The sequence below is a fragment of the Scandinavium sp. NPDC088450 genome (genome assembly GCF_044900545.1).
Lineage (GTDB): Bacteria > Pseudomonadota > Gammaproteobacteria > Enterobacterales > Enterobacteriaceae > Scandinavium.
On sequence record NZ_JBJDNI010000003.1, the window covers coordinates 176,242 to 198,151 of the forward strand.

General features: G+C 52.6%; 24 protein-coding genes and 1 other annotated feature. Of the genes, 15 read left to right on the forward strand and 9 right to left on the reverse strand.

Going from position 1 to position 21,910, the window contains the following annotated elements:
* Window positions 1-24 precede the first annotated feature (24 nt).
* The gene (locus ACI2I2_RS04825; protein WP_404656860.1) at window positions 25-861 is read left to right on the forward strand and encodes an ion transporter; all 837 of its coding nucleotides are present in this window, start codon (window positions 25-27) and stop codon (window positions 859-861) included.
* A gap of 41 nt (window positions 862-902) precedes the next feature.
* Here ACI2I2_RS04825 and ACI2I2_RS04830 read toward each other — a convergent pair whose 3' ends face one another.
* Together ACI2I2_RS04830 and cls are read right to left on the reverse strand one after the other, a co-directional pair.
* Window positions 903-1,232: an HI1450 family dsDNA-mimic protein gene (locus ACI2I2_RS04830; protein ID WP_319627527.1), complete on the reverse strand. Its 330-nt coding sequence runs from the start codon at window positions 1,230-1,232 to the stop codon at window positions 903-905.
* A gap of 34 nt (window positions 1,233-1,266) precedes the next feature.
* Window positions 1,267-2,727, reverse strand: coding sequence for a cardiolipin synthase ClsA (cls, locus tag ACI2I2_RS04835; protein WP_404656861.1), 1,461 nt, complete (start codon window positions 2,725-2,727; stop codon window positions 1,267-1,269).
* A 136-nt stretch (window positions 2,728-2,863) separates the two neighbouring features.
* Between cls and ACI2I2_RS04840 the strand changes: the two genes are divergently transcribed.
* Window positions 2,864-3,037, forward strand: coding sequence for a YciY family protein (locus ACI2I2_RS04840; RefSeq protein WP_330982684.1), 174 nt, complete (start codon window positions 2,864-2,866; stop codon window positions 3,035-3,037).
* 44 nt (window positions 3,038-3,081) lie between these two features.
* Here ACI2I2_RS04840 and ACI2I2_RS04845 read toward each other — a convergent pair whose 3' ends face one another.
* Entirely contained in the window at window positions 3,082-3,378 is a 297-nt protein-coding gene (locus tag ACI2I2_RS04845; RefSeq protein WP_404656862.1) for a YciI family protein, read from the reverse strand.
* Window positions 3,379-3,590: 212 nt separating this feature from the next.
* On the opposite strand from ACI2I2_RS04845, the gene tonB reads away from it, so the two are divergent.
* Complete coding sequence (gene tonB / locus ACI2I2_RS04850) at window positions 3,591-4,319, forward strand: TonB system transport protein TonB (protein ID WP_404656863.1); 729 nt, start codon at window positions 3,591-3,593, stop codon at window positions 4,317-4,319.
* 162 nt (window positions 4,320-4,481) lie between these two features.
* Here the strand turns inward: tonB and ACI2I2_RS04855 are convergent, their stop codons facing one another.
* The 3 genes from ACI2I2_RS04855 to pfkB all read right to left on the reverse strand — a co-directional run bounded on the left by ACI2I2_RS04855 (window position 4,482) and on the right by pfkB (window position 6,754).
* A complete protein-coding gene (locus ACI2I2_RS04855) occupies window positions 4,482-5,339 on the reverse strand; it encodes a fructosamine kinase family protein (protein WP_404656864.1) in 858 nt (285 codons plus the stop codon).
* Between the two features lie 97 nt (window positions 5,340-5,436).
* Window positions 5,437-5,730 (reverse strand): type V toxin-antitoxin system endoribonuclease antitoxin GhoS, encoded by a 294-nt coding sequence (gene ghoS, locus ACI2I2_RS04860; protein ID WP_404656865.1) that lies wholly within the window; start codon window positions 5,728-5,730, stop codon window positions 5,437-5,439.
* Between the two features lie 91 nt (window positions 5,731-5,821).
* Window positions 5,822-6,754 (reverse strand): 6-phosphofructokinase II, encoded by a 933-nt coding sequence (gene pfkB / locus ACI2I2_RS04865; RefSeq protein ID WP_404656866.1) that lies wholly within the window; start codon window positions 6,752-6,754, stop codon window positions 5,822-5,824.
* A 313-nt stretch (window positions 6,755-7,067) separates the two neighbouring features.
* On the opposite strand from pfkB, the gene ACI2I2_RS04870 reads away from it, so the two are divergent.
* Window positions 7,068-7,826: a YdiY family protein gene (locus ACI2I2_RS04870; RefSeq protein WP_404656867.1), complete on the forward strand. Its 759-nt coding sequence runs from the start codon at window positions 7,068-7,070 to the stop codon at window positions 7,824-7,826.
* Window positions 7,827-7,868: 42 nt separating this feature from the next.
* On the opposite strand, the gene ACI2I2_RS04875 is transcribed toward ACI2I2_RS04870, so the two are convergent.
* Window positions 7,869-8,396 carry a DedA family protein gene (locus ACI2I2_RS04875; protein ID WP_404656868.1) on the reverse strand — a complete coding sequence of 176 codons (528 nt, stop codon included), beginning with the start codon at window positions 8,394-8,396 and terminating at the stop codon, window positions 7,869-7,871.
* A 79-nt stretch (window positions 8,397-8,475) separates the two neighbouring features.
* On the opposite strand from ACI2I2_RS04875, the gene ACI2I2_RS04880 reads away from it, so the two are divergent.
* Window positions 8,476-9,252: a LamB/YcsF family protein gene (locus ACI2I2_RS04880; protein WP_404656869.1), complete on the forward strand. Its 777-nt coding sequence runs from the start codon at window positions 8,476-8,478 to the stop codon at window positions 9,250-9,252.
* 19 nt (window positions 9,253-9,271) lie between these two features.
* Here ACI2I2_RS04880 and ACI2I2_RS04885 read toward each other — a convergent pair whose 3' ends face one another.
* Together ACI2I2_RS04885 and ACI2I2_RS04890 are read right to left on the reverse strand one after the other, a co-directional pair.
* On the reverse strand, window positions 9,272-10,501 hold the full coding sequence (locus tag ACI2I2_RS04885; protein WP_404656870.1) for a mechanosensitive ion channel family protein: 1,230 nt from the start codon (window positions 10,499-10,501) through the stop codon (window positions 9,272-9,274).
* A gap of 181 nt (window positions 10,502-10,682) precedes the next feature.
* Entirely contained in the window at window positions 10,683-11,399 is a 717-nt protein-coding gene (locus ACI2I2_RS04890; RefSeq protein WP_404656871.1) for a LexA family protein, read from the reverse strand.
* A gap of 106 nt (window positions 11,400-11,505) precedes the next feature.
* Here ACI2I2_RS04890 and ACI2I2_RS04895 point away from each other — a divergent pair, with 106 nt between their 5' ends.
* The 10 genes from ACI2I2_RS04895 to cas3 all read left to right on the forward strand — a co-directional run bounded on the left by ACI2I2_RS04895 (window position 11,506) and on the right by cas3 (window position 21,909).
* The gene (locus tag ACI2I2_RS04895; protein WP_404656872.1) at window positions 11,506-11,700 is read left to right on the forward strand and encodes a Cro/CI family transcriptional regulator; all 195 of its coding nucleotides are present in this window, start codon (window positions 11,506-11,508) and stop codon (window positions 11,698-11,700) included.
* A gap of 231 nt (window positions 11,701-11,931) precedes the next feature.
* Window positions 11,932-13,860, forward strand: a complete 1,929-nt coding sequence (gene thrS, locus ACI2I2_RS04900; RefSeq protein WP_404656873.1) for a threonine--tRNA ligase — start codon at window positions 11,932-11,934, stop codon at window positions 13,858-13,860.
* A 3-nt stretch (window positions 13,861-13,863) separates the two neighbouring features.
* Window positions 13,864-14,406: a translation initiation factor IF-3 gene (gene infC, locus ACI2I2_RS04905; RefSeq protein ID WP_319627598.1), complete on the forward strand. Its 543-nt coding sequence runs from the start codon at window positions 13,864-13,866 to the stop codon at window positions 14,404-14,406.
* Window positions 14,407-14,506: 100 nt separating this feature from the next.
* Complete coding sequence (gene rpmI / locus ACI2I2_RS04910) at window positions 14,507-14,704, forward strand: 50S ribosomal protein L35 (RefSeq protein WP_001124225.1); 198 nt, start codon at window positions 14,507-14,509, stop codon at window positions 14,702-14,704.
* A 52-nt stretch (window positions 14,705-14,756) separates the two neighbouring features.
* Window positions 14,757-15,113 (forward strand): 50S ribosomal protein L20, encoded by a 357-nt coding sequence (gene rplT / locus ACI2I2_RS04915; protein WP_000124852.1) that lies wholly within the window; start codon window positions 14,757-14,759, stop codon window positions 15,111-15,113.
* 118 nt (window positions 15,114-15,231) lie between these two features.
* Window positions 15,232-15,356: a sequence feature (Phe leader region), on the forward strand.
* Window positions 15,237-15,281: a pheST operon leader peptide PheM gene (pheM, locus tag ACI2I2_RS04920; protein WP_001386830.1), complete on the forward strand. Its 45-nt coding sequence runs from the start codon at window positions 15,237-15,239 to the stop codon at window positions 15,279-15,281. Its footprint overlaps the feature before it by 45 nt.
* Window positions 15,357-15,396: 40 nt before the next feature.
* On the forward strand, window positions 15,397-16,380 hold the full coding sequence (pheS, locus tag ACI2I2_RS04925) for a phenylalanine--tRNA ligase subunit alpha (RefSeq protein WP_330982674.1): 984 nt from the start codon (window positions 15,397-15,399) through the stop codon (window positions 16,378-16,380).
* A 15-nt stretch (window positions 16,381-16,395) separates the two neighbouring features.
* On the forward strand, window positions 16,396-18,783 hold the full coding sequence (gene pheT / locus ACI2I2_RS04930; RefSeq protein ID WP_404656874.1) for a phenylalanine--tRNA ligase subunit beta: 2,388 nt from the start codon (window positions 16,396-16,398) through the stop codon (window positions 18,781-18,783).
* A 4-nt stretch (window positions 18,784-18,787) separates the two neighbouring features.
* Window positions 18,788-19,087: an integration host factor subunit alpha gene (ihfA, locus tag ACI2I2_RS04935; protein ID WP_006820203.1), complete on the forward strand. Its 300-nt coding sequence runs from the start codon at window positions 18,788-18,790 to the stop codon at window positions 19,085-19,087.
* Window positions 19,088-19,269: 182 nt separating this feature from the next.
* Window positions 19,270-21,909, forward strand: a complete 2,640-nt coding sequence (gene cas3, locus ACI2I2_RS04940; protein ID WP_404656875.1) for a CRISPR-associated helicase Cas3' — start codon at window positions 19,270-19,272, stop codon at window positions 21,907-21,909.
* Window position 21,910 lies beyond the last annotated feature (1 nt).

Here is a 21,910-nt window from a genome sequence, read left to right on the forward strand (position 1 = left end):
TCAGCCCTTTTTCATTGTGAGGTCATGGTGTCGACACATCCGCATTCGCTTCGTCAGCGCCTCTACCATTTTTTGTTCGACCAGCGTACCGTGTCCGGCCGCCGCACCGAGTTGTTCTGCGGATTATTTGCGCTTTTTAGCGTGGTTATCGTTTTTATTGAATCCGGCTTTGGCACGCAATATCACCTGACCTTCGATCAGTGGCGTGGATTCATGCTGCTGGAAGTGTTCATCACTCTGGCGTTTACCTTCGAATATGTCCTGCGCATTCTGTGTTGGCCACGGCCAGCAAAGTATGTTTTCAGCTTCTGGGGGCTGCTGGATTTAATCACCATTCTGCCGCTCTATATCCTGTGGCTCTGGCCGGAAATCGGCCTGAATTACCTTTTGGCATTTCGTACCATCAGGGTGTTGAGGATCTTAAAGCTTCTGCGCAACATGCCTTCACTGAAGATATTTGCCGACGCGATTATCAGCGCACGCCATCAGCTGATGGTTTTTTATTTTCTGATAGCGATAGTGATGGTGGTGTTTGGCTCGCTGATGTACGGCATAGAAGGGCCGGAGAATGGCTTTACAACGCTTGGAACGTCTGTGTACTGGGCGATTGTGACAGCCACAACGGTTGGGTATGGCGACATTGCGCCGCACACCCCATTGGGAAGAACGCTGGCTTCGCTGCTGATTTTAATTGGCTATTCGGTGATAGCGATCCCCACCGGGCTGATTACCACGCACATGAGCAACGAATATCAGAATCGCCGTAATGCGAGACGTTGCCCGGCTTGCCAGCATACGGGTCATGATAAAGACGCGCAGTTTTGTAGCGCTTGCGGAAATGCGTTGCCGAAAAGGCAATAAAAAAGGCCGCAGAAGCGGCCTCTTTGCATTTACCTGCAGACTTATTCACGCCACAGAATATGACAAATTTTATGGTCTTTATCGCGGCACAGCAGAACGCGAGCGAAGATATCGTTGATGTCGCCACCGTCGGTATCTGCCAGGCCAATTACCACTTCGGCAAAGAAATCGGGATTCAAATCGAAATCCACGTGCTCTTGCCAGTCTTCCGCCGGGTCGAACAGCTCGGCGCCGCCGCGTTCTTCAAACTGCAGATTGAACAGAATGATATCTGCCGGGTCGAGATTATCGCCGGCCAGTTCAAGAAAGATATCGTAGGCCTGTTCAAGCGTTTCGTCTTCAGTCAGACGATTATTCAAATCCATATCCATGATGACACCCTGGTTCTTAGCTGATGGGCACGTTTTACAGCAATGGACTAAAGAAGTAAAACAGTCGCTCGGCGATGCGCTGCCAGAGTGGACGTTTTGCCCACAATCCCGCATCCAGCAAGCGTGAACGGGAGATATAATCATCTTGTACTGCGGCCAAATCGCCACCGAATCCTGCGTCGTCAATGGCCAGTGTAATCTCGAAATTAAGCCACAAACTGCGCATATCCAGATTCACGGTGCCCACAAGGCTGAGCTCGCCATCAACCAGCACGCTCTTGGTATGCAGCAAGCCGCCTTCGAACTGGTAAATTTTCACCCCAGCCGCCAGCAGCTCATTAAAGAAGGCGCGGCTTGCCCAGCCGACCAGTACCGAATCATTCTTTCTCGGCATGATAATGCTGACGTCAACGCCACGCTGTGCAGCCGTGCAGATAGCATGCAGCAGATCGTCGCTTGGCACGAAATACGGTGTGGTCATGATCAGGTATTCACGTGCGGAATAGGCCGCGGTCAGTAAGGCCTGATGAATCAAATCTTCGGGGAAACCCGGGCCCGACGCGATGGTATGAATGGTATGCCCGCTTGCTTCTTCAAACGGCATGATGTTGTTATCCGGCGCGGGCGGAAGAATGCGCTTCCCGGTTTCAATTTCCCAGTCGCAGGAGTAGACAATGCCCATTGAAGTCGCGATAGGGCCTTCCATACGCGCCATCAAATCAACCCATTGACCGACACCAGCATCCTGCTTGAAGAAGCGCGGGTCGACCATGTTCATGCTGCCGGTATAGGCAATATAGTTGTCGATCATCACCATCTTACGGTGCTGACGTAAATCCATGCGGCGCAGGAACACACGCATCAGGTTAACCTTCAGCGCTTCCACGACTTCAATGCCTGCATTGCGCATCATCGCGGCCCACGGGCTGCGGAAGAAAGCGACACTGCCTGCGGAATCGAGCATAAGACGACAATGTACGCCACGACGCGCGGCCGCCATCAGCGATTCCGCCACCTGATCGGCCATGCCGCCTGGCTGCCAGATATAGAACACCATCTCGATGTTATGCCGGGAAAGCTGAATATCCCGAATCAACGCTTGCATCACGTCGTCGGATTCAGTCAGCAGTTGTAGCTGATTGCCTTTAACGCCCGCAATCCCCTGACGGCGTTCGCACAGTTTGAACAGCGAACTGGCGACTGGGCTGTTGGTTTCGGCAAAAATGTGATTGCAGGCTTTAAGATCGTTTAGCCATTTCGCGGTGGAAGGCCACATGGCGCGGGCGCGTTCGGCGCGACGTTTCCCCAGATGCAACTCGCCCAGCGAAAGATAGGCAATGATACCGACCAGAGGAAGAATGTAGATGATGAGCAGCCATGCCATCGCTGAAGGCACCGCACGTCGTTTCATCAGGATGCGTAATGTCACACCTGCGATGAGCAACCAGTACCCCAGAATGACCAGCCAACTCACCACGGTGTAGAAGGTTGTCATAAAATTCCTTTTGAAAGCCTGTCGTTATGAGTTTACGCGTACCGATTATTCTCGCAAATAAAAACAGGGGCGAAAGCACTGGTCAGCCGAACGCAAGGGTTTATACTATGCGCTCTTTCATCTCAGAGATGTTGAAATGAAGCGTAGCAGAAATGAAGTGGGGCGCTGGCGGATGCTGAGACAAGCAAACCGTCGTAAAGCTCGCTGGCTGGAAGCCCAGTCGCGGCGCAATATTCGCATCCACTCAATCAGAAAGTGTCTGGTGAGCCGGCAGCGAAATTCACTGCTGTTTGCCATTTACGAATTCTGAGAATACAGAGGGCACCGCATGCGGTGCCCCTTGTTTTTTGGGTCTCAGAACACTTTCTTGTAAGGACGTACTTTCACATTGTCATACACGCCAGCGGCGACATACGGGTCGGCTTCCGCCCAGGCCTGTGCCGCTTCGAGTGATGCAAACTCGGCAATGACCGTAGAACCGCTAAAACCCGCTGCGCCCGGATCGTTGCTGTCTACCGCAGGCATCGGGCCTGCCGTTAAAAGACGGCCTTCATCGTGAAGCAGTTGTAAGCGCGCAAGGTGAGCAGGGCGAACCGACAGGCGTTTTTCCAGAGAGTCGGCGACATCTTCAGCATAAATCACATAAAGCACGGGCACAGCTCCTTATTAATCAATGGTCGAAACACGGTATTTCAAAGTGTCTGTGACTGCAATGCAAAGTTCCTGTGGCCCTTATTTCACGTCAATGAGTGCGCTTTTTTTCGCCAACAGCGGCAGAAAGTTGACCGAAGATAAGATGCGTTATTGAATATGATTGCTATTTGCATTTAAAATCGAGGCATCATTTTTCAACAGCAGCGATTATGACTTCAATGACCCTCGATTTACCTCGCCGTTTTCCGTGGCCCACGTTGCTCTCTGTGGCTATCCACGGTGCCGTTGTAGCGGGACTGCTTTATACATCGGTACATCAGGTTATTGAACTTCCTGCCCCCGCTCAGCCGATTACGGTTACGATGGTCGCTCCGGCCGATCTTGAACCGCCAGCTGCACAGCCGCCAGCACCCGAACCGGTCGTTGAACCCGAGCCAGAGCCAGAAGTGGTGCCTGAGCCGCCAAAAGAAGCGCCTGTCGTTATCCACAAACCGGAGCCAAAGCCGAAGCCCAAACCGAAGCCTAAGCCAAAGCCTGAGAAAAAAGTGGAACAGCCTAAGCGTCAGCCAGTTGAGCCACGCCCGGCGTCGCCGTTTGAAAATACGAACACCCAGAGTCGCCCGGTAGCCAACACCGCGCCAGCGACCAGCAAACCGACAGTCACTGCGCCAACGGGGCCGCGTGCGTTGAGCCGTGGTGAACCGCAGTATCCTGCCCGTGCGCTGGCATTACGTATTGAAGGGAAAGTGCGCGTGAAGTTTGACGTGGCAGCAGATGGCAGCGTCACTAACGTGGAAATTCTCGAAGCCAAACCGTCGAACATGTTTGAGCGAGAAGTGAAAACGGCGATGCGTAAATGGCGCTACGAGCAGGGAAAACCCGGTACCGGCATCACGATGAATATCGAGTTCCGCCTCAAAGGCGTACAGATTAACTAAAACATGAAGCCCCGCGATGACGGTAACGCCATTCACTTAAGCCAATGAATTAGGGGAAACACCGGGATTTGGTTCCCGGAGGGACGCCAAACCCGGTGGTCGCCCCGGATATCTCGGTCTTAAACTAACGGTGTTAGCGATGACGGGGCTTTTTTTATTCTGCTAAGCAGCAAGTACCCGTTCCAGCGCTTTTTGCGCTGTCACCAGATGTTGCCCGCCAAACAAAATGGCACGGTTGAGAAGCGTATACAGCTGATAGACCGGCTGACGCTCCAGGAAACCCTGCGGCAATGGACAAACGGACTGATAGCCATCATAAATCTGCGGCGGTTGCTCTGGGTGTAACGGCAGCATCGCCAAATCGCATTCGCGATCGCCCCAATAACAGGCCGGATCAAAGATATACGGCCCGTTTGGCCCTAATGCGCAGTTGCCTGACCACAAATCGCCATGCAGCAAAGAAGGCTGTGGCTGGTGTGAGCTCAGGCGTTGGTGAATGTGTTCCACAATGGCATCGATATTACCGAACTCAAGCCCCTTTTCGGCTGCCAGTTCAAGCTGCCAGCCGATGCGCTGTTCAGCAAAGAAGGTAGACCAGCGACGCTGCCAGGCGTTAGGTTGCGGTGTGGTGGAGAGATCGTTGTCAAAATCGAGGCCAAACTGCGGCTGATCGCTCCACTGATGAAGATGCGCTAATTGCTGACCCAGCAGAAACGCGTTGTGGGCATCGAGAGGGCGTGGTGGAAGGTATTCCATCACCACGAAGCTGTAGTCGCGGTCGCTGCCGACGGCAAAGACCTCCGGCACCGTCACTGTGTTACTGCGTGAAAGCAGCTCAAGCTGGTCAGCTTCGGCGGTGAAGATGGGCAGCATTTCGCGCTCATCGCATTTAACGAAGTAATCCTGGCCGCTGATGCGCAAATGCCATGCGGCGTGGATTTCTCCGCCAGGCAGCTCGTTACGCAGCTCGATTTCGCCGTCTCCGTGCTCTTTTAACAGGCTACAGATAGCTTGCCACATGCTCTCTCTCCCCATGTTTTCTGCCAGATCATAAGGTTAGCGCATAAATGCGGTGGAAAAACTCGAACTGACGCACAACTGTGCGCTTTAAAGCAAATCAGGAGGCTGCATTTTCCTTCAGCCAGTGGTCAAACGTCACTATCTGGATCTCCGGCGTTTGACCAATCGCCGATTCCGCCAGCCCTGACGTCAGGGCTTTCACTTCTTCTTCACTTAGCGGGCTGACCAGCGCAAAAGTATTTGTGCCCAGCTCATGGACCTTGCCTTCATCATCGGTCTGCGTCAGGGTGAAGCCGGCACGAGTCAGATGGTTATTGAGTTCGTTCAGTTCCGTCAGCGTCTCTTCATGAAAGCTGACGGTGACTACGTAGCGCGTTATTTCGCCGCTCATCGGGAACCTCATTGTTATCCATGGAGTTTTGATAGCATAGTCGAAACCTGCGATTTGGCGACTCCCGCCGCGATGGCAGCGGGTTCAGCAATTAATGTCGACACAAGTAATCGTAGATATTCTGCGTATTCTCAAGCGAGCAAAGGCGAGTGCCCTGGTTGAGGGTTGCCGCGCTCCCGGCCGCCACACCATAACGTACCATTTCCTCCAGTGAGGTATTGTCAGCAAGCTTGAGCGTCATTGCGCCCACCATACTGTCGCCTGCACCGACGGTACTTTGGCTTTTCACCGGCGGAGGAACCACCTGCACACTGCCTGTTGCATCAACACCCAATGCACCTTGCGGCCCAAGCGAAACGACAACACGACGAGCCTTGCCGCCACGGACAATCTCTTCGGCGGCCTTACGCACGTCATCGGGTTGAGTTAATTCACGCTGAACCAGTGCACTTAGCTCTTTTTGATTGGGTTTTACCAGCTCGACATCGCCCACTTCAAGCGCGGCGGCCAGGGCTTCTCCAGAGCTGTCGACCACGCAACGCAAACCTCGCGATTGTGCAGCCTTCAGTAAATTGACGAAATTTTTCAGCGTAACGCCAGGCGGCAGACTGCCGCTGATAACCAGAATGGCACCAGTCTCAATCTTCTGGACTTGTTCTTCCAGATGATGAAACTCGTCTTTAGTCAGTGCAGCGCCTGGCATGACAAAGCGGTACTGTTCACCCGTGGTGTTAACATGGACGTGCAGGTTTTGCCGGGTCCAGTCTTGCGTCTGAATGGTTTCAACCGGGACACACTCTTCGCCCAGCAATGAAACCAAGTGTTCACCCGTGGCACCGCCTGCGGGGAAGATGGCGGTGGCTTTGCCGCCAAGAAAGGTAATGGCCCGTGCAACGTTAATGCCGCCGCCACCAGGTTCGAAAATGGGCGCAGTGCAGCGTAATTTGCCTTCAGGATAGATTTGCGGAGTCACTGTCGCGCTGTCGAGTGAAGGGGCCAGCGTAAGCGTATAAATATTCGCCATTCAATTACCTCCTTTTATGGCCCGCGAGGGGCATGCAAACATGAACAGAGATAAGCCTGGCACTGATGGCTCGGTTAAGACAATGACAACGGTATGATTTTGCGCAGATTTACAATTAATTTCGCGGTCGTTTATTATGAAATAAAACAGCATTTGAGATCCTTCTTATTCAAAAATTGAAATAAGAATTCATTGCTATGTTAAACGGGCCTTTTTATAATTTGTTACCTTTCTTAGGGCCGCAATCGTTGCTCCTCGCGAAAGTTTCCGGGACCGTAATGGTCTCTTTTTTTGTTGTACGGACTCTTAATAAATGAAGCTTTTCAAGACAGTACCCGCAGTGGTTGTGCTGGCGGGGGGCCTTTTTGCGTCGCTGCACGCACTGGCTGATAATACCGTTTTTACTGTCATGGACGACCCTTCCACAGCGAAGAAACCGTTTGAAGGTAAGATCAACGGGGGTTACCTGGCACAGTCTGGCAATACTAAAAGTTCTTCCCTGACTGCTGATTCCACGCTGACCTGGTACGGCAACTCAACAGCATGGTCGCTGTGGGGCAATGCCAGCAACACGTCTTCCAACGATGAACGTTCTTCCGAAACCTATCAGGTTGGCGGGCGTTCGCGTTACAACATGACCGACTACGACTACCTGTTTGGTCAGGCTAGCTGGCTCACCGACCGCTTCAACGGCTACCGTCAGCGTGACGTGTTCACCGCCGGTTATGGTCGTCAGATCCTCAACGGTCCGGTTCATAGCCTGCGTTTCGAATTCGGTCCGGGCGTTCGTTATGACGAGTACACCGACGGCGATACTAAAACTCAGCCGCTGGGTTACGCGTCAGGCACCTACGCCTGGCAGATGACTGACACCACCAAATTCACTCAGGGTCTGTCGGTGTTTGGTGCAGATGACACCACCATCAACTCCGAAACTGCGCTGGATGTCGCGATCAGCGATAACTTCGGCCTGAAAGTGGCGTACAACGTCACCTGGAACTCTGAGCCGCCATCCTCCGCGCCAGAGCATACCGACAAGCGCACCACGGTAACGCTGGGTTATAAGATGTAATGTATCAGGCCGGAATTTTCCGGCCTGATTGTTTTTATTTGTTCAGAACAGTTCTGCCAGCCAGGGCAGACCCAGCACGCCTGGTGCCAGAATGCCAAATGCCCACACCATCGCGGAGAGCGCATTCGCCAGTTGAAATTTGTGGGCTGGCATAGTGCAGACCCCGGCAATGAGCGGGACCACCGCACGCAATGGCCCAAAAAAGCGGCCGATAAAGACGCCCCACGCGCCCCAACGTTCAAAAAACAGATGCCCACGCGCAATCAGCTCAGGCTTTCGTGACAGCGGCCAGACACTCATCACGCGATGGCTGTAGCGATAACCAAGCCACCAGGAAACCCAATCGCCCACAAATGCCCCAAGGGTAGCGGCCAACCAGACCGGAAAGAAGGTCAATTCGCTTTCACCGATTAAGGCACCGGTCGCCAGAAGAATGACGGTAGCCGGAAGCAGCAACGAGATAAACGCCAGTGATTCGCCGAAGGCCAGCAAGAAAATGACGCCCAGCGCCCACTGTGGATGGCTGCTGATAAATCCTGTGACGGACTGTATCAGTGTCGCAAAGTCCATTTTCGTCTCCTGAGGTAACGCGGTATAACAGTGATAACCCGACAGACCTTAACGAAAGACGAACAAGGAGAGGATTGCGATGTGTTCAGCTCTGGCCATTGATCTCAACAGTGACTTAGGTGAAAGCTTCGGCCAGTGGACGATGGGGGATGACGAAGCCATTTTGCCCCTCATCAGCAGTGCGAATGTGGCCTGTGGTTTTCACGCGGGATCACCTGCGGGCATGCTTTCTACGCTGCGTGCCGCAAAGCGTTTGAATGTCTCTGTTGGCGCACACGTCGCTTATCCGGATTTGGTTGGATTTGGCCGTCGGAATATGGATGTCTCCAGCGATGAACTTACCGCTGACGTCATCTATCAAATTGGCGCTCTGCAAGGGCTCGCCGCTGCGGCAGGTACGCGCGTGAGCTATGTCAAACCGCACGGGGCTTTATATAACACCATCGCCACTGATGAACGTCAGGCGAGGGCGGTGATTGCCGCAATGCTGGCGGTTGACCCGACGTTAACGCTGGTGGCGCTGGCAGGCTCCCGCCTGATTACCTGGGCGCAGGAAGACGGCATCACTACCGTGGCGGAAGCCTTTGCTGACCGGGCGTATCATCAGGACGGCAGTCTGGTTTCTCGACGCGAGCACGGATCCGTGCTGCACGATCCGCAGCAAGTCGCGCAACGAGTAGTCCAAATGATTGTCAGTGGCGGTGTGGAATCCGTAGAAGGCATGTTTACGCCCATTGCAGCACAGTCAATCTGCGTTCATGGGGATAGTCCCGGAGCCGTTGAAATGGCTCGTCAGATTCGTTTACGCCTGGATGCGGAAGGCATTAAAGTGAAGCCCTTTATGCAGGGTGCGTGATGCACCCCGCGAGGAACGTTTAGTCGAGCGCTAAGGCCTGTGGGCGTAAATCATTGCCAGAAGGGCGCTGGTAAATTCTCAACCCAAATTCTTCAATCACCGCGTAGATATGGTCGAAGATATCCGCCTGAATGGCTTCATATTTCAGCCACTCTACGGTGTTGGTGAAGGCATAAATCTCCAGGGGCAATCCTTCAGCGCCTGGTGGCAACTGGCGCACCATCAGCGTCATGTCTTTGCGCAGTTTTGGGTGTTGATGCAGATATTCAGTTAGCCATGCGCGGAAAGCGCCAATGTTGGTCACGCTTTCCCCATTGAGCACGCTGCTTTTAGCCGTGCTGCTCACCATTTTCTGGCGACGTTCTTCCAGCCACGGTTTCAACAAATGCGCCTGACTTAAACGTGCAATCTCTTCCTCAGAGATGAAGTGAATACTGGTGCTGTCAATAAACACGCTGCGTTTGATGCGGCGGCCACCGGAAGCGGACATATTGCTCCAGTTTTTAAAGGCATCGGAAACCAGAGCGTAAGTCGGAATCGTGGTAATCGTGTTATCCCAGTTCTGTACTTTCACTGTCGTCAGGCCAATATCGATAACGGTGCCGTCTGCGCCGTATTTCGGCATTTCGAGCCAGTCGCCCATATGCAGCATGGTATTGGCAGAAAGCTGGATGCCGGCAACAAGCCCCATCAGCGGATCTTTAAAGACCAGCATCAGCACAGCAGCCATTGCGCCCAACCCACTGAACAGAATTGCCGGTGATTTACCAATCAGCAGAGAGATCATCAGAATGGCGATGATCGAGGCGGCAACCAGTTTCACGCCCTGGAAAATGCCTCGCAGTGGCAACTGTCCGGCAAATTTATACTGACGCGAAAGTTTGAGAATAACGTCGAGTAAAGAAAAGAAAGAGAGCAGGGCGAACAGCAAAATCCAGAGCTGAGCGGCGGTACTGAACAGAGTCCCCACGTGGCTACCCGCATTCAGGCACAGCACCAGCTGGATGTTCACCAGGATGCCCTGCAGAGTATAAGCCACGCGGTGGAAGAGTTTATTTTGCGTGAAAATCTGCAACCACAAGGTGTTCCCATTACTGGCGCGTTTTTCGATGGTACGCAGGACTACGCGGTGCAAAATAAAATGCACAATCAACGCAGAAACGATAATAAAGCTGAATACCATGAACAGCGACGAAGGGTGGTTCAGATCGATGCCATATCGCTGCAGGATGGCCAGAAGTTCTCGCATAAGTGCTCCAGTAAAAAGCGGGTATGTTCCCGAAAACGGTAACCCACAGCAATCATCAGGGTGTTTCAAATCTTTATTTAAATTTCTGGGGGATAACTCAGGCTTTCGATTTTTACCCTGGAGGAGAGCGAAGAACGGAGTGGCATTTGAAGAGAATTGACGGGCGAAGTCTGCGAGAGGATTACACCAGGATAAGTTTGGTTTCGATAACGACGCCGATGATTCGACAAGTTTTATCCACAGCGTTAAACGGCCATAGGGGGTTTAATCCCTTGAGGTACATTTGGCTTCCATCGATGACCAGTTTTTTGAAGGTTGCTTCGCGAGTATTACTCAGTATGGCAATGACCAGACTGTTGTTAGCAGGCTCGCGTCCAGTATCACACAGCACAAATGTTCCTTCGGAAATGCTGAGGCCTGTGGGTGCGGTCATCGAATCTTCATCCAGTTGCAGCCAGAAAGCTTTCCCCGACACTGGCGTCTCTGATTCCAGCCACCGGTCAACGTCCTCCAGCGTGAAGAATTCAGGATTGTCGCACCATGCACTCACCTGAGTGCGGCTGAGTAGCGGATATTTTTTGGCTGAAATGGAGGGCACGATATACGGGGCAATCGGTTCATTCGCGCTGACCACGGCCATATTCGCTAATTCCTGAGCAAGTGCCGGGCTAAAGTCCTCAACGCTCACCTGGAGTTGTTGTGCGAATGTCAGGGCCATCACCAGGTTCAGTGGGTTACGCCCATTCAGGTAATGAGCGACCGCTCCCTGGGTGATATCCAGCTCATCAGCAATCGACTGCTGGGTGACACCGAGCCGTTTTTTCTTTGCTTCATAAAGGTCTTTAAGACGTTTAGCGTCTTCAGCCTGAGCCGGTGTGATGACTTTTTTCTTTCCCATATTCAAATAGTAATACCCAGGCTCTTAAAATAAAAATACCGGCGGTATTGTTTATTTTAATACGTAGGGTATTGTTTGCTCAGGTTGTGCCAGGGAGTTGCTCCACATGAAAATTTCACTTGCGAAATATGTCGAGGAAGTGGGTCAGGTAAAAGCGGCGAAGGCCCTCGGTGTTCACCAGACAGCGATCAGCAAAGCGGTGCGTGAAGGGCGCCAGATTTACATCAACAAACTGCCCAGCGGTGAGGTAAAAGCGTTTGAATACCGCGCGTTTCCTCATCGCAGTAAGCAGAACACATAACAGAGTAACGCCAACCATTTACGTCATCCTTTAATAACCACACAATGACGTGTACCATGTTGGTTCGTTATCAGAAGGCGAAGGCAGGGACAGTGCGGATTTTCCGACATCCAGATGTCCACAGTTTGCAGAGTGAAGCAAATAAAACCTTCTAACTCTCTGATATGAATATACTCATCAATTTTGCATGTGCTCTTTCGTGTGGGGCACCACTGTAAATAAGGATATAAAATGCCTGTAATTACTCTTCCTGATGGCAGTCAACGCCATTTCGACCACGCTGTAAGCCCCATGGATGTTGCTCTGGATATCGGTCCAGGCCTGGCGAAAGCCACTATCGCTGGCCGTGTCAACGGTGAGCTGGTAGATGCCTCCGATGTCATTGAACAGGACGCGACGCTCTCGCTGATTACCGCGAAAGATGAAGACGGTCTGGAAATCATCCGTCACTCCTGTGCGCACCTGCTGGGACACGCTATCAAACAGCTGTGGCCGAACACCAAAATGGCCATCGGTCCGGTCATTGATAACGGTTTTTACTACGACGTTGACCTCGACCACACCCTGACCCAGGAAGATATCGATGCCCTCGAAAAGCGTATGCACGAGTTGGCGGAGAAAAACTACGATGTCATCAAGAAAAAGGTGAGCTGGCACGAAGCGCGCGAAACGTTTGTGAAGCGCGGTGAAAGCTATAAAGTCAACATTCTTGATGAGAACATCGCGCATGATGACAAGCCTGGCTTGTATCATCACGAAGAATACGTCGACATGTGCCGCGGTCCGCACGTGCCGAATATGCGTTTCTGTCATCACTTCAAACTGATGAAAACCGCAGGCGCCTACTGGCGTGGCGACAGCAGCAACAAAATGCTGCAGCGTATCTACGGCACCGCATGGGCCGATAAGAAAGCGTTAAACGCCTATCTGCAACGCCTGGAAGAAGCCTCCAAGCGTGACCACCGTAAAATCGGCAAGCAGCTCGACCTGTACCACATGCAGGAAGAAGCGCCGGGAATGGTATTCTGGCATAATGACGGCTGGACTATCTTCCGTGAACTGGAAACTTTCGTGCGTTCTAAGCTGAAAGAGTACCAGTATCAGGAAGTGAAAGGCCCGTTCATGATGGACCGTGTGCTGTGGGAAAAAACCGGCCACTGGGACAACTACAAAGATGCGATGTTCACCACCTCTTCAGAGAACCGTGAATACTGCATCAAGCCGATGAACTGCCCGGGTCACGTTCAGATCTTCAACCAGGGTCTGAAATCTTACCGTGACTTACCGCTGCGTATGGCGGAGTTCGGTAGCTGCCACCGTAACGAGCCATCAGGCGCGCTGCATGGCTTAATGCGTGTCCGTGGCTTTACTCAGGATGATGCGCATATCTTCTGTACTGAAGAGCAGGTGCGTGATGAAGTTAACGCCTGTATTCGTATGGTCTATGATATGTACAGCACCTTTGGCTTCGAGAAAATCGTCGTCAAGCTGTCGACTCGTCCGGAAAAACGCATCGGTAGTGATGAAATGTGGGATCGTGCGGAAGCCGATCTGGCCGTGGCTCTGGAAGAAAACAACATCCCGTTTGAGTATCAACTGGGTGAAGGTGCCTTCTACGGCCCGAAAATTGAATTTACCCTGTATGACTGCCTCGATCGTGCATGGCAGTGCGGAACAGTACAGTTAGACTTCTCTCTGCCGCAGCGTTTGAACGCCTCTTATGTGGGCGAAAGCAACGAGCGTCAGGTGCCGGTGATGATTCACCGTGCTATTTTGGGTTCCATCGAACGCTTCATCGGTATTTTGACCGAAGAGTTCGCCGGATTCTTCCCAACATGGCTGGCACCGGTGCAGGTCGTGGTGATGAATATCACCGATTCGCAGTCTGAATACGTTAACGAATTGACGCGTAAACTACAAAATGCGGGCATTCGCGTAAAAGCAGACTTGAGAAATGAGAAGATTGGCTTTAAAATCCGCGAGCACACATTACGTCGTGTCCCGTATATGCTGGTTTGTGGCGACAAAGAGGTTGAAGCAGGCAAAGTTGCCGTGCGCACCCGTCGCGGAAAAGACCTCGGCACTATGGACGTAAACGAAGTGATCGAGAAGCTGCTAACAGAAATACGCAGCCGCAGTCTTCAACAACTGGAGGAATAAGGTATTAAAGGCGGAAAACGAGTACAAACGGCACGTCCGAATCGTATCAATGGCGAGATTCGAGTTCAGGAAGTTCGCTTAACAGGTCTGGAAGGCGAACAGCTTGGTATTGTGAGTCTGAGAGAAGCTCTGGAAAAAGCTGAAGAAGCAGGAGTGGATCTGGTAGAGATCAGTCCTAACGCCGAACCGCCAGTTTGCCGAATCATGGACTACGGCAAATTCCTCTATGAAAAGAGCAAATCTTCTAAGGAACAGAAGAAAAAGCAAAAAATTGTTCAGGTTAAGGAAATCAAATTCCGACCTGGCACCGACGATGGCGATTACCAGGTAAAACTCCGCAGCCTGGTACGCTTTCTCGAAGAGGGCGATAAGGCCAAAATCACACTGCGTTTCCGCGGTCGTGAAATGGCCCACCAACAGATCGGTATGGAAGTGCTTAACCGCGTCCGTGACGATCTGAGTGAACTGGCAGTAGTCGAATCCTTCCCTACGAAGATCGAAGGCCGCCAGATGATCATGGTGCTTGCTCCTAAGAAGAAACAGTAAGGCCTTCAAGTAACAATCACTGTGGGGCTCTCGCGGGCCTCACAGCTTTTTGTTCGCCTACGTTTCTATTTTTCAACAATGCGAAGTGGAAGTTATTAAGATGCCAAAAATTAAGACCGTACGCGGTGCTGCTAAGCGCTTCAAAAAAACCGGTAAAGGTGGTTTTAAGCACAAGCACGCTAACCTGCGTCATATTCTGACCAAAAAAGCGACCAAGCGTAAACGTCACCTGCGTCCAAAAGCCATGGTTTCCAAAGGCGATCTGGGTCTGGTAATCGCGTGCCTGCCGTACGCATAAGCCGTTAACGTTTAACTTTTTTCACTAAGAATATAGATACAGGAGAGCACATATGGCTCGCGTAAAACGTGGTGTAATTGCACGTGCACGTCACAAGAAAATTTTGAAACAAGCTAAAGGCTACTACGGTGCGCGTTCACGCGTATACCGCGTTGCCTTCCAGGCTGTTATCAAAGCAGGTCAGTACGCTTACCGTGACCGTCGTCAACGTAAGCGTCAGTTCCGTCAACTGTGGATTGCGCGTATCAACGCAGCAGCACGTCAGAACGGTATTTCTTACAGCAAATTCATCAATGGCCTGAAAAAAGCCTCTGTTGAAATCGACCGTAAGATCCTGGCTGACATCGCCGTATTCGACAAAGTAGCGTTCACCGCTCTGGTCGAAAAAGCGAAATCAGCACTGGCATAAGCCAGTTGAAGAGGGAGGCTTGCCTCCCTCTTTTCGTTTCAGAGAGTTCAAATCGTTGACTTTTCAGGGTGAAGACTTTTCAATAAGCACTTCACAGACCTTTTCAGACAAGGTAACGCAAGCATGAATGCTGCTATTTTCCGCTTCTTTTTTTACTTTAGCACCTGAAACCAGGAGGCTAGCGCGTGAGAGAAGAAACGGAAAACAGCGCCAGAAAGCCTCCATCGCGGAGGCTTTTTTTGTATCTGCCGTTGATGAAAATCGCTAAATAACGAGGAAAACCATGTCACATCTCGCAGAGCTGGTTGCCAGTGCTAAGGCAGCCATAAATGAAGCTCATGATGTCGCCACGCTGGATAACGTGCGTGTTGAGTATCTGGGCAAGAAAGGGCATTTGACCCTTCAGATGACCACCCTGCGTGAATTGCCGGCGGAAGAACGCCCGGCCGCAGGCGCGGTCATTAACGAAGCGAAAGAGCAGGTTCAGCAGGCGTTAAATGAGCGTAAAGCGGCCCTTGAAGGCGCTGCCCTGAACGCGCGTCTGGCTGCGGAAACCATCGATGTTTCTCTGCCTGGTCGTCGCATTGAAACCGGCGGGCTGCATCCTGTGACTCGCACCATCGACCGCATTGAAAGTTTCTTCGGTGAGCTCGGCTTTACCGTCGCAACAGGGCCTGAAATTGAAGATGACTATCATAACTTCGATGCCCTGAATATTCCGGGTCACCATCCGGCACGCGCTGACCACGACACTTTCTGGTTTGATGCTACCCGTCTGCTGCGTACCCAGACGTCTGGCGTACAGATCCGTACCATGAAAGACAAGCAACCGCCGATTCGTATCATCGCGCCGGGCCGCGTGTATCGTAACGACTACGATCAGACGCACACCCCAATGTTCCATCAGATGGAAGGCCTGATTGTTGACACCAATATCAGCTTCACCAACCTGAAGGGCACGCTGCACGATTTCCTGAATAACTTCTTTGAAGAAGATTTGCAGGTCCGTTTCCGTCCATCTTACTTCCCGTTCACTGAACCGTCTGCAGAAGTGGACGTCATGGGTAAAAACGGCAAATGGCTGGAAGTGCTGGGCTGCGGCATGGTGCACCCGAATGTCCTGCGTAACGTGGGTATCGACCCGGAAGTTTATTCCGGCTTCGCCTTCGGCATGGGCATGGAGCGTCTGACCATGCTGCGTTACGGTGTCACCGACTTGCGCGCATTCTTCGAAAACGATCTGCGTTTCCTCAAACAGTTTAAATAAGGGCAGGACAGAACAATGAAATTCAGTGAACTGTGGTTACGCGAATGGGTGAACCCGGCCATCGACAGCGAAGCGCTGTCCGGCCAAATCACCATGGCAGGCCTGGAAGTGGACGGCGTTGAGCCGGTCGCTGGCGTGTTCAACGGTGTGGTTGTAGGCGAAGTGGTTGAGTGTGGTCAGCATCCGAATGCGGACAAACTGCGCGTCACCAAAATTAACGTCGGCGGCGAGCGTCTGCTGGATATCGTCTGCGGCGCGCCAAACTGCCGCCAGGGCCTGAAAGTGGCGGTGGCAACCATCGGTGCTGTTCTGCCGGGCGATTTTAAAATCAAAGCGGCGAAGCTGCGCGGCGAGCCCTCTGAAGGCATGCTGTGCTCTTTCTCAGAGCTGGGTATTTCCGACGATCACAGCGGTATTATCGAGCTGCCAGCCGATGCGCCGTTGGGCATGGATATCCGTGAGTATCTGAAGCTTGATGACAACACCATCGAAATCAGCGTCACACCAAACCGTGCTGATTGCCTGGGTATCATCGGTGTTGCCCGCGACGTGGCAGTGCTGAACCAGCAGCCGCTGAACGAGCCAGAAATGGCACCAGTGGCAGCAACTATCACTGACACCTTCCCGATTAAGGTAGAAGCCACCGAAGCTTGTCCGCGCTATCTGGGCCGTGTCGTCAAAGGCATCAACGTTAAAGCCGCCACGCCGCTGTGGATGAAAGAGAAACTGCGTCGTTGCGGTATCCGTTCTATCGATGCTGTGGTTGACGTCACCAACTACGTGCTGCTTGAACTGGGTCAGCCGATGCACGCCTTCGACCTGGATCGCATCGACGGCGGTATCGTCGTGCGTATGGCGAAAGAGGGCGAAACGCTGGTACTGCTGGACGGTAACGAAGCGAAACTCAGCGCTGACACGCTGGTCATCGCCGACCACAACAAAGCGCTGGCGATGGGCGGTATCTTCGGTGGTGAGCACTCAGGCGTTAATGGTGAAACGCAAAACGTCCTGCTGGAATGTGCGTTCTTCAATCCACTTTCCATTACCGGTCGTGCACGCCGTCAGGGTCTGCATACCGATGCTTCTCACCGCTATGAGCGTGGTGTCGATCCAGCGCTGCAGTACAAAGCGATGGAACGTGCAACCCGCCTGCTGATTGACCTCTGCGGCGGCGAAGCGGGTCCGGTGATTGATGTCACTCACGAAGCGACTCTGCCAAAGCGTGCCACCATCACTCTGCGTCGCAGCAAACTGGATCGCCTGATTGGTCACCACATTGCTGATGCTCAGGTCAGCGACATCCTGCGTCGTCTGGGCTGTGAAGTCACTGAAGGCCAGGACCAGTGGCAAGCGGTAGCGCCAAGCTGGCGTTTCGATATGGAAATCGAAGAAGACCTGGTGGAAGAAGTGGCACGTGTCTACGGCTACAACAATATTCCTGATACGCCAGTCCAGGCTGGTTTGATCATGGGCACCCACAAAGAAGCCAACCTGTCACTCAAGCGTGTGAAAACCATGCTGAACGACAAAGGCTACCAGGAAGTGATCACCTACAGCTTCGTTGACCCGAAAGTGCAGCAACTGATCCATCCGGGTGAAGAAGCGCTGATCCTGCCAAGCCCAATTTCCAGCGAAATGTCGGCCATGCGTCTGTCTTTGTGGACTGGCCTGCTGGGCACCGTGGTGTACAACCAGAACCGCCAGCAAAGCCGTGTACGTATCTTCGAAAGCGGTCTGCGCTTCGTGCCAGATACCCAGGCGCCACTGGGCATCCGTCAGGATGTCATGCTGAGCGGCGTGATTTGCGGAAATCGCTATGAAGAGCATTGGAACCTGGCGAAAGAGACAGTTGATTTCTATGATTTAAAAGGCGATCTCGAAGCAGTTCTCGATTTGACCGGCAAGCTGGGCGATATCCAGTTCAAGGTTGAAGCGAATCCGGCGCTGCATCCGGGTCAGTCTGCGGCGATTTATCTGAAAGGCGAACGTATTGGTTTCATTGGGGTTGTTCATCCTGAGCTGGAACGTAAACTGGATCTTAACGGTCGCACAATGGTCTTTGAACTGGAGTGGAACAAGCTCGCAGACCGCGTGGTGCCTCAGGCGAAAGAGATTTCCCGCTTCCCGGCGAACCGTCGTGATATCGCTGTGGTAGTGGCAGAAAACGTCCCAGCCGCAGATATTCTTGCCGAGTGTAAGAAAGTTGGCGTAAATCATGTAGTTGGCGTAAACTTGTTTGACGTGTACCGCGGTAAGGGTGTGGCGGAGGGCTATAAGAGCCTCGCTATCAGCCTAATCCTTCAGGATACCAGCCGTACACTCGAAGAAGAGGATATTGCCGCTACCGTCGCCAAATGTGTAGAGGCATTAAAAGAGCGATTCCAGGCATCATTGAGGGATTGAACCTATGGCGCTTACAAAAGCTGAAATGTCAGAATATCTGTTTGATAAGCTTGGGCTTAGCAAACGGGATGCCAAAGAACTGGTAGAGCTGTTTTTCGAAGAGATCCGTCGCGCTCTTGAAAACGGTGAGCAGGTAAAACTCTCCGGTTTTGGTAACTTCGATTTGCGCGATAAAAATCAACGCCCCGGGCGCAACCCGAAGACGGGCGAGGATATTCCCATTACAGCCCGGCGCGTGGTGACCTTCAGACCCGGCCAGAAGTTAAAAAGCCGTGTCGAAAACGCTTCGCCCAAAGCAGAGTAATTTCTGATTAACCAAAAAGGCCGCTTATGCGGCCTTTTTTCTTTTCTGCATTTATACCCTTATCTTTCTGATAATGTGACTTTCTGGACACTTCACTCAATTACCCTTGGATTTAAAGGGTAACGTTCGCATCACCATTAATCTGCTACCAAAGACGTAGCAACGTTGGGATGAGCAATCTTATGAAGATCCCGAAAGCTATCCTGGCTGTGTCGGCCTCCATTCCGGCACTGAGCGCCAGAGAGTGTCCTGCGAAAACATTTCTTTCAGGTGATACCCTTCTGCCAGGGCGCAGCGTTTTCGAGCACTGTCTGATTGTAGGGCATGTCGCCCAGGCTCTTATTGCCTCGTTTCCTGTCCCTCTGAGGAATGCGTTATTTCCCGTGGGATGTTCGTTGGTGGCTGCCTGCCATGACATTGGCAAACTCTCGCCGCTATTTTATCTGCGTTTACACCTCGCATTGCAGTGGCCTGCATCATCCTTGACTCAATCTTTGCTGAGCACTCTTGGGCTGACAGCTCAAGCCTCTGCACTGCGCGAGTTAGAAGAGGGCTGGGGAGGCCATGCAGGTGCAGGTGCTTCTGCCATTCAGGCGATTACCCGCCGTGGGGAACTGAGTACGGTCATCGGCCAGCACCACGGATTACGGACATTCAACGCCAGCATGAAAGCCAGTGACGACATGTTAGGCGGAGTCGCCTGGCAGGCAGCACGGCAGCAACTGGTCGAAGAGCTTCAACAGGCCTTGAATGAAACATGGCCGGAGGTTCTCAGCTTTTCGCAGCAACTGTCCCTGGCGGGCCTGACAACAGTGGCCGACTGGATTGGCTCTGGCCCACGGTTTACTGATCCGCTGAAAGACTGGCGCGCTCAACTTCCCCTTGCGCTGACCGACGCCAATATGTCAATGCCAGCCATCCGCCCAGGGTTGAGCTTCGATGAACAATTTGGCGGTTATCAACCGAATGAGGCGCAGCTAGCCTTGTTTGAGGCTGTCAAAGGGCCCGGCGTTTATGTTCTTGAAGCTCCAATGGGGATGGGTAAAACAGAAGCTGCTTTGTATGCCGCATATCGTGTTCTGGCGGCCGGTGAGGCACGAGGTGTCTATTTTGCATTACCGACGCAACTCACCTCCAACAAAATCTATCAGCGCTTCAGTCACTGGCTTGAGAACATCATTGAGCCCGGAAGCGCATGGCAAAAGACATTGCTGTTACACGGCAGCGCCCATTTGCAGGAAGGTCTCGGTGAAGACGCTCAGCCTGGTGGTAGCTGGTTTGATTCTCGCAAACGTGGGCTGCTGGCACCTTTCGCAGTGGGTACGCTTGATCAGGCTTTACTGGCCGCAATGAATGTGAAGCATGGTTTTGTGCGCACGTTTGGCCTGGCCGGAAAGGTGGTTGTGGTGGACGAGGTACACTCATTTGATCCATACACTGGCCTCATATTGCAGCAACTTGTTGAGGTGTTGAGGGATCTTCACTGTACGGTCATCATCTTAAGCGCCACGCTGACCGGTTCGCGCCGGGATGCGCTATTTACTGGCAAAGTCGAAGGCGGGGATGGCTATCCGCTGATCACCTATCAGCCACAGGGTGCAACAGACGTGCAAACGCGCAGATTGCTTTCGCCCACGAATCGCAACATTTCCCTTAAATTTAGCCAGGACGAAGATGCGCTGGAAGAAGCGTTACTGCGTGCAGAGCAGGGGCAACAGGTGCTGTGGATTGAAAACACGGTGGATGCTGCGCAGGCGTGTTATGCAACCCTGGCGTCGCGTGGCAGTGGCATGGGGATTGCCAGTGGATTACTGCATTCCCGCTATGTCCAGCGCGATCGCACTGCTCACGAAGAACGCTGGGTAAATCGCTATGGCAAAGAGGGCTGGCAGGTTCGCCAACAGGGCGGGGCCGTGCTGGTGGGGACGCAGGTCTTAGAGCAATCCATTGATATTGACGCTGATTTCCTGGTCACCCGGATGGCTCCCACGGATTTGCTGATGCAACGCCTAGGGCGTTTATGGCGTCATCAACAAACACCGCGCCCTGACGCCGCACGCTGCGAAGCCTGGCTCCTTTCTCCGGCTCTGGAAAGTGCACTTGCGTCCCCTTATCAGGCATTTGGTGGCAGTGCCTGGGTGTATGCGCCCTATATCCTCTGTCGCTCTTTGCAAGTCTGGCATGACAAAAACTCGGTGATGCTGCCTGCGGATATTCGCCCGATGCTTGAAGCGACCTATGTGGAAAGGGAAGAACGTGATCCGCTCAGCCAGTGGCGGCATGAGTTGCTTGAAGGAAGACGCTCATCACCCACACGTCCCGGCATCCATGAGTTGCAGCAACACGCCCGGCTGACGCTTTCGATGGTCGGAACCACCCAGCAAGAAAGTAAGGTCTGTACCCGTTATAGCGAACAGGACAACAGCAGCTTCCTGTTACTGCGTGCCGCGTTATGCGATGAAAAAAACAACACATTAAATCTTCAACTGCTGACCGGAGAGTGGCTAATCATTCCGAGGCAAAAGTCACGCATGACGGAGTCCGAACGCAGGCAATATTCGCTAAAGCTCGAAAAGGAAAAAGTGTCTTTGCCACCCAGTCGCACTCCTGAGGGCGAGGATGGGCAATGGTTTTGGAAGTGGGGATTACAGCATTTGTTGTATGCCGGAAATTCGGCAGAGCGGGAAATGCCGGAAGTCAGGATTGTCATTGTGGAACCTTCGGGCGATGTGCGTGGGGTTGATGGGGCTTTTCGCAACACCCGTTACCGTTATCGCTATCAGGATAAGATCGGTCTCAGGATTGAGAAAAAGGAGAGCTAAA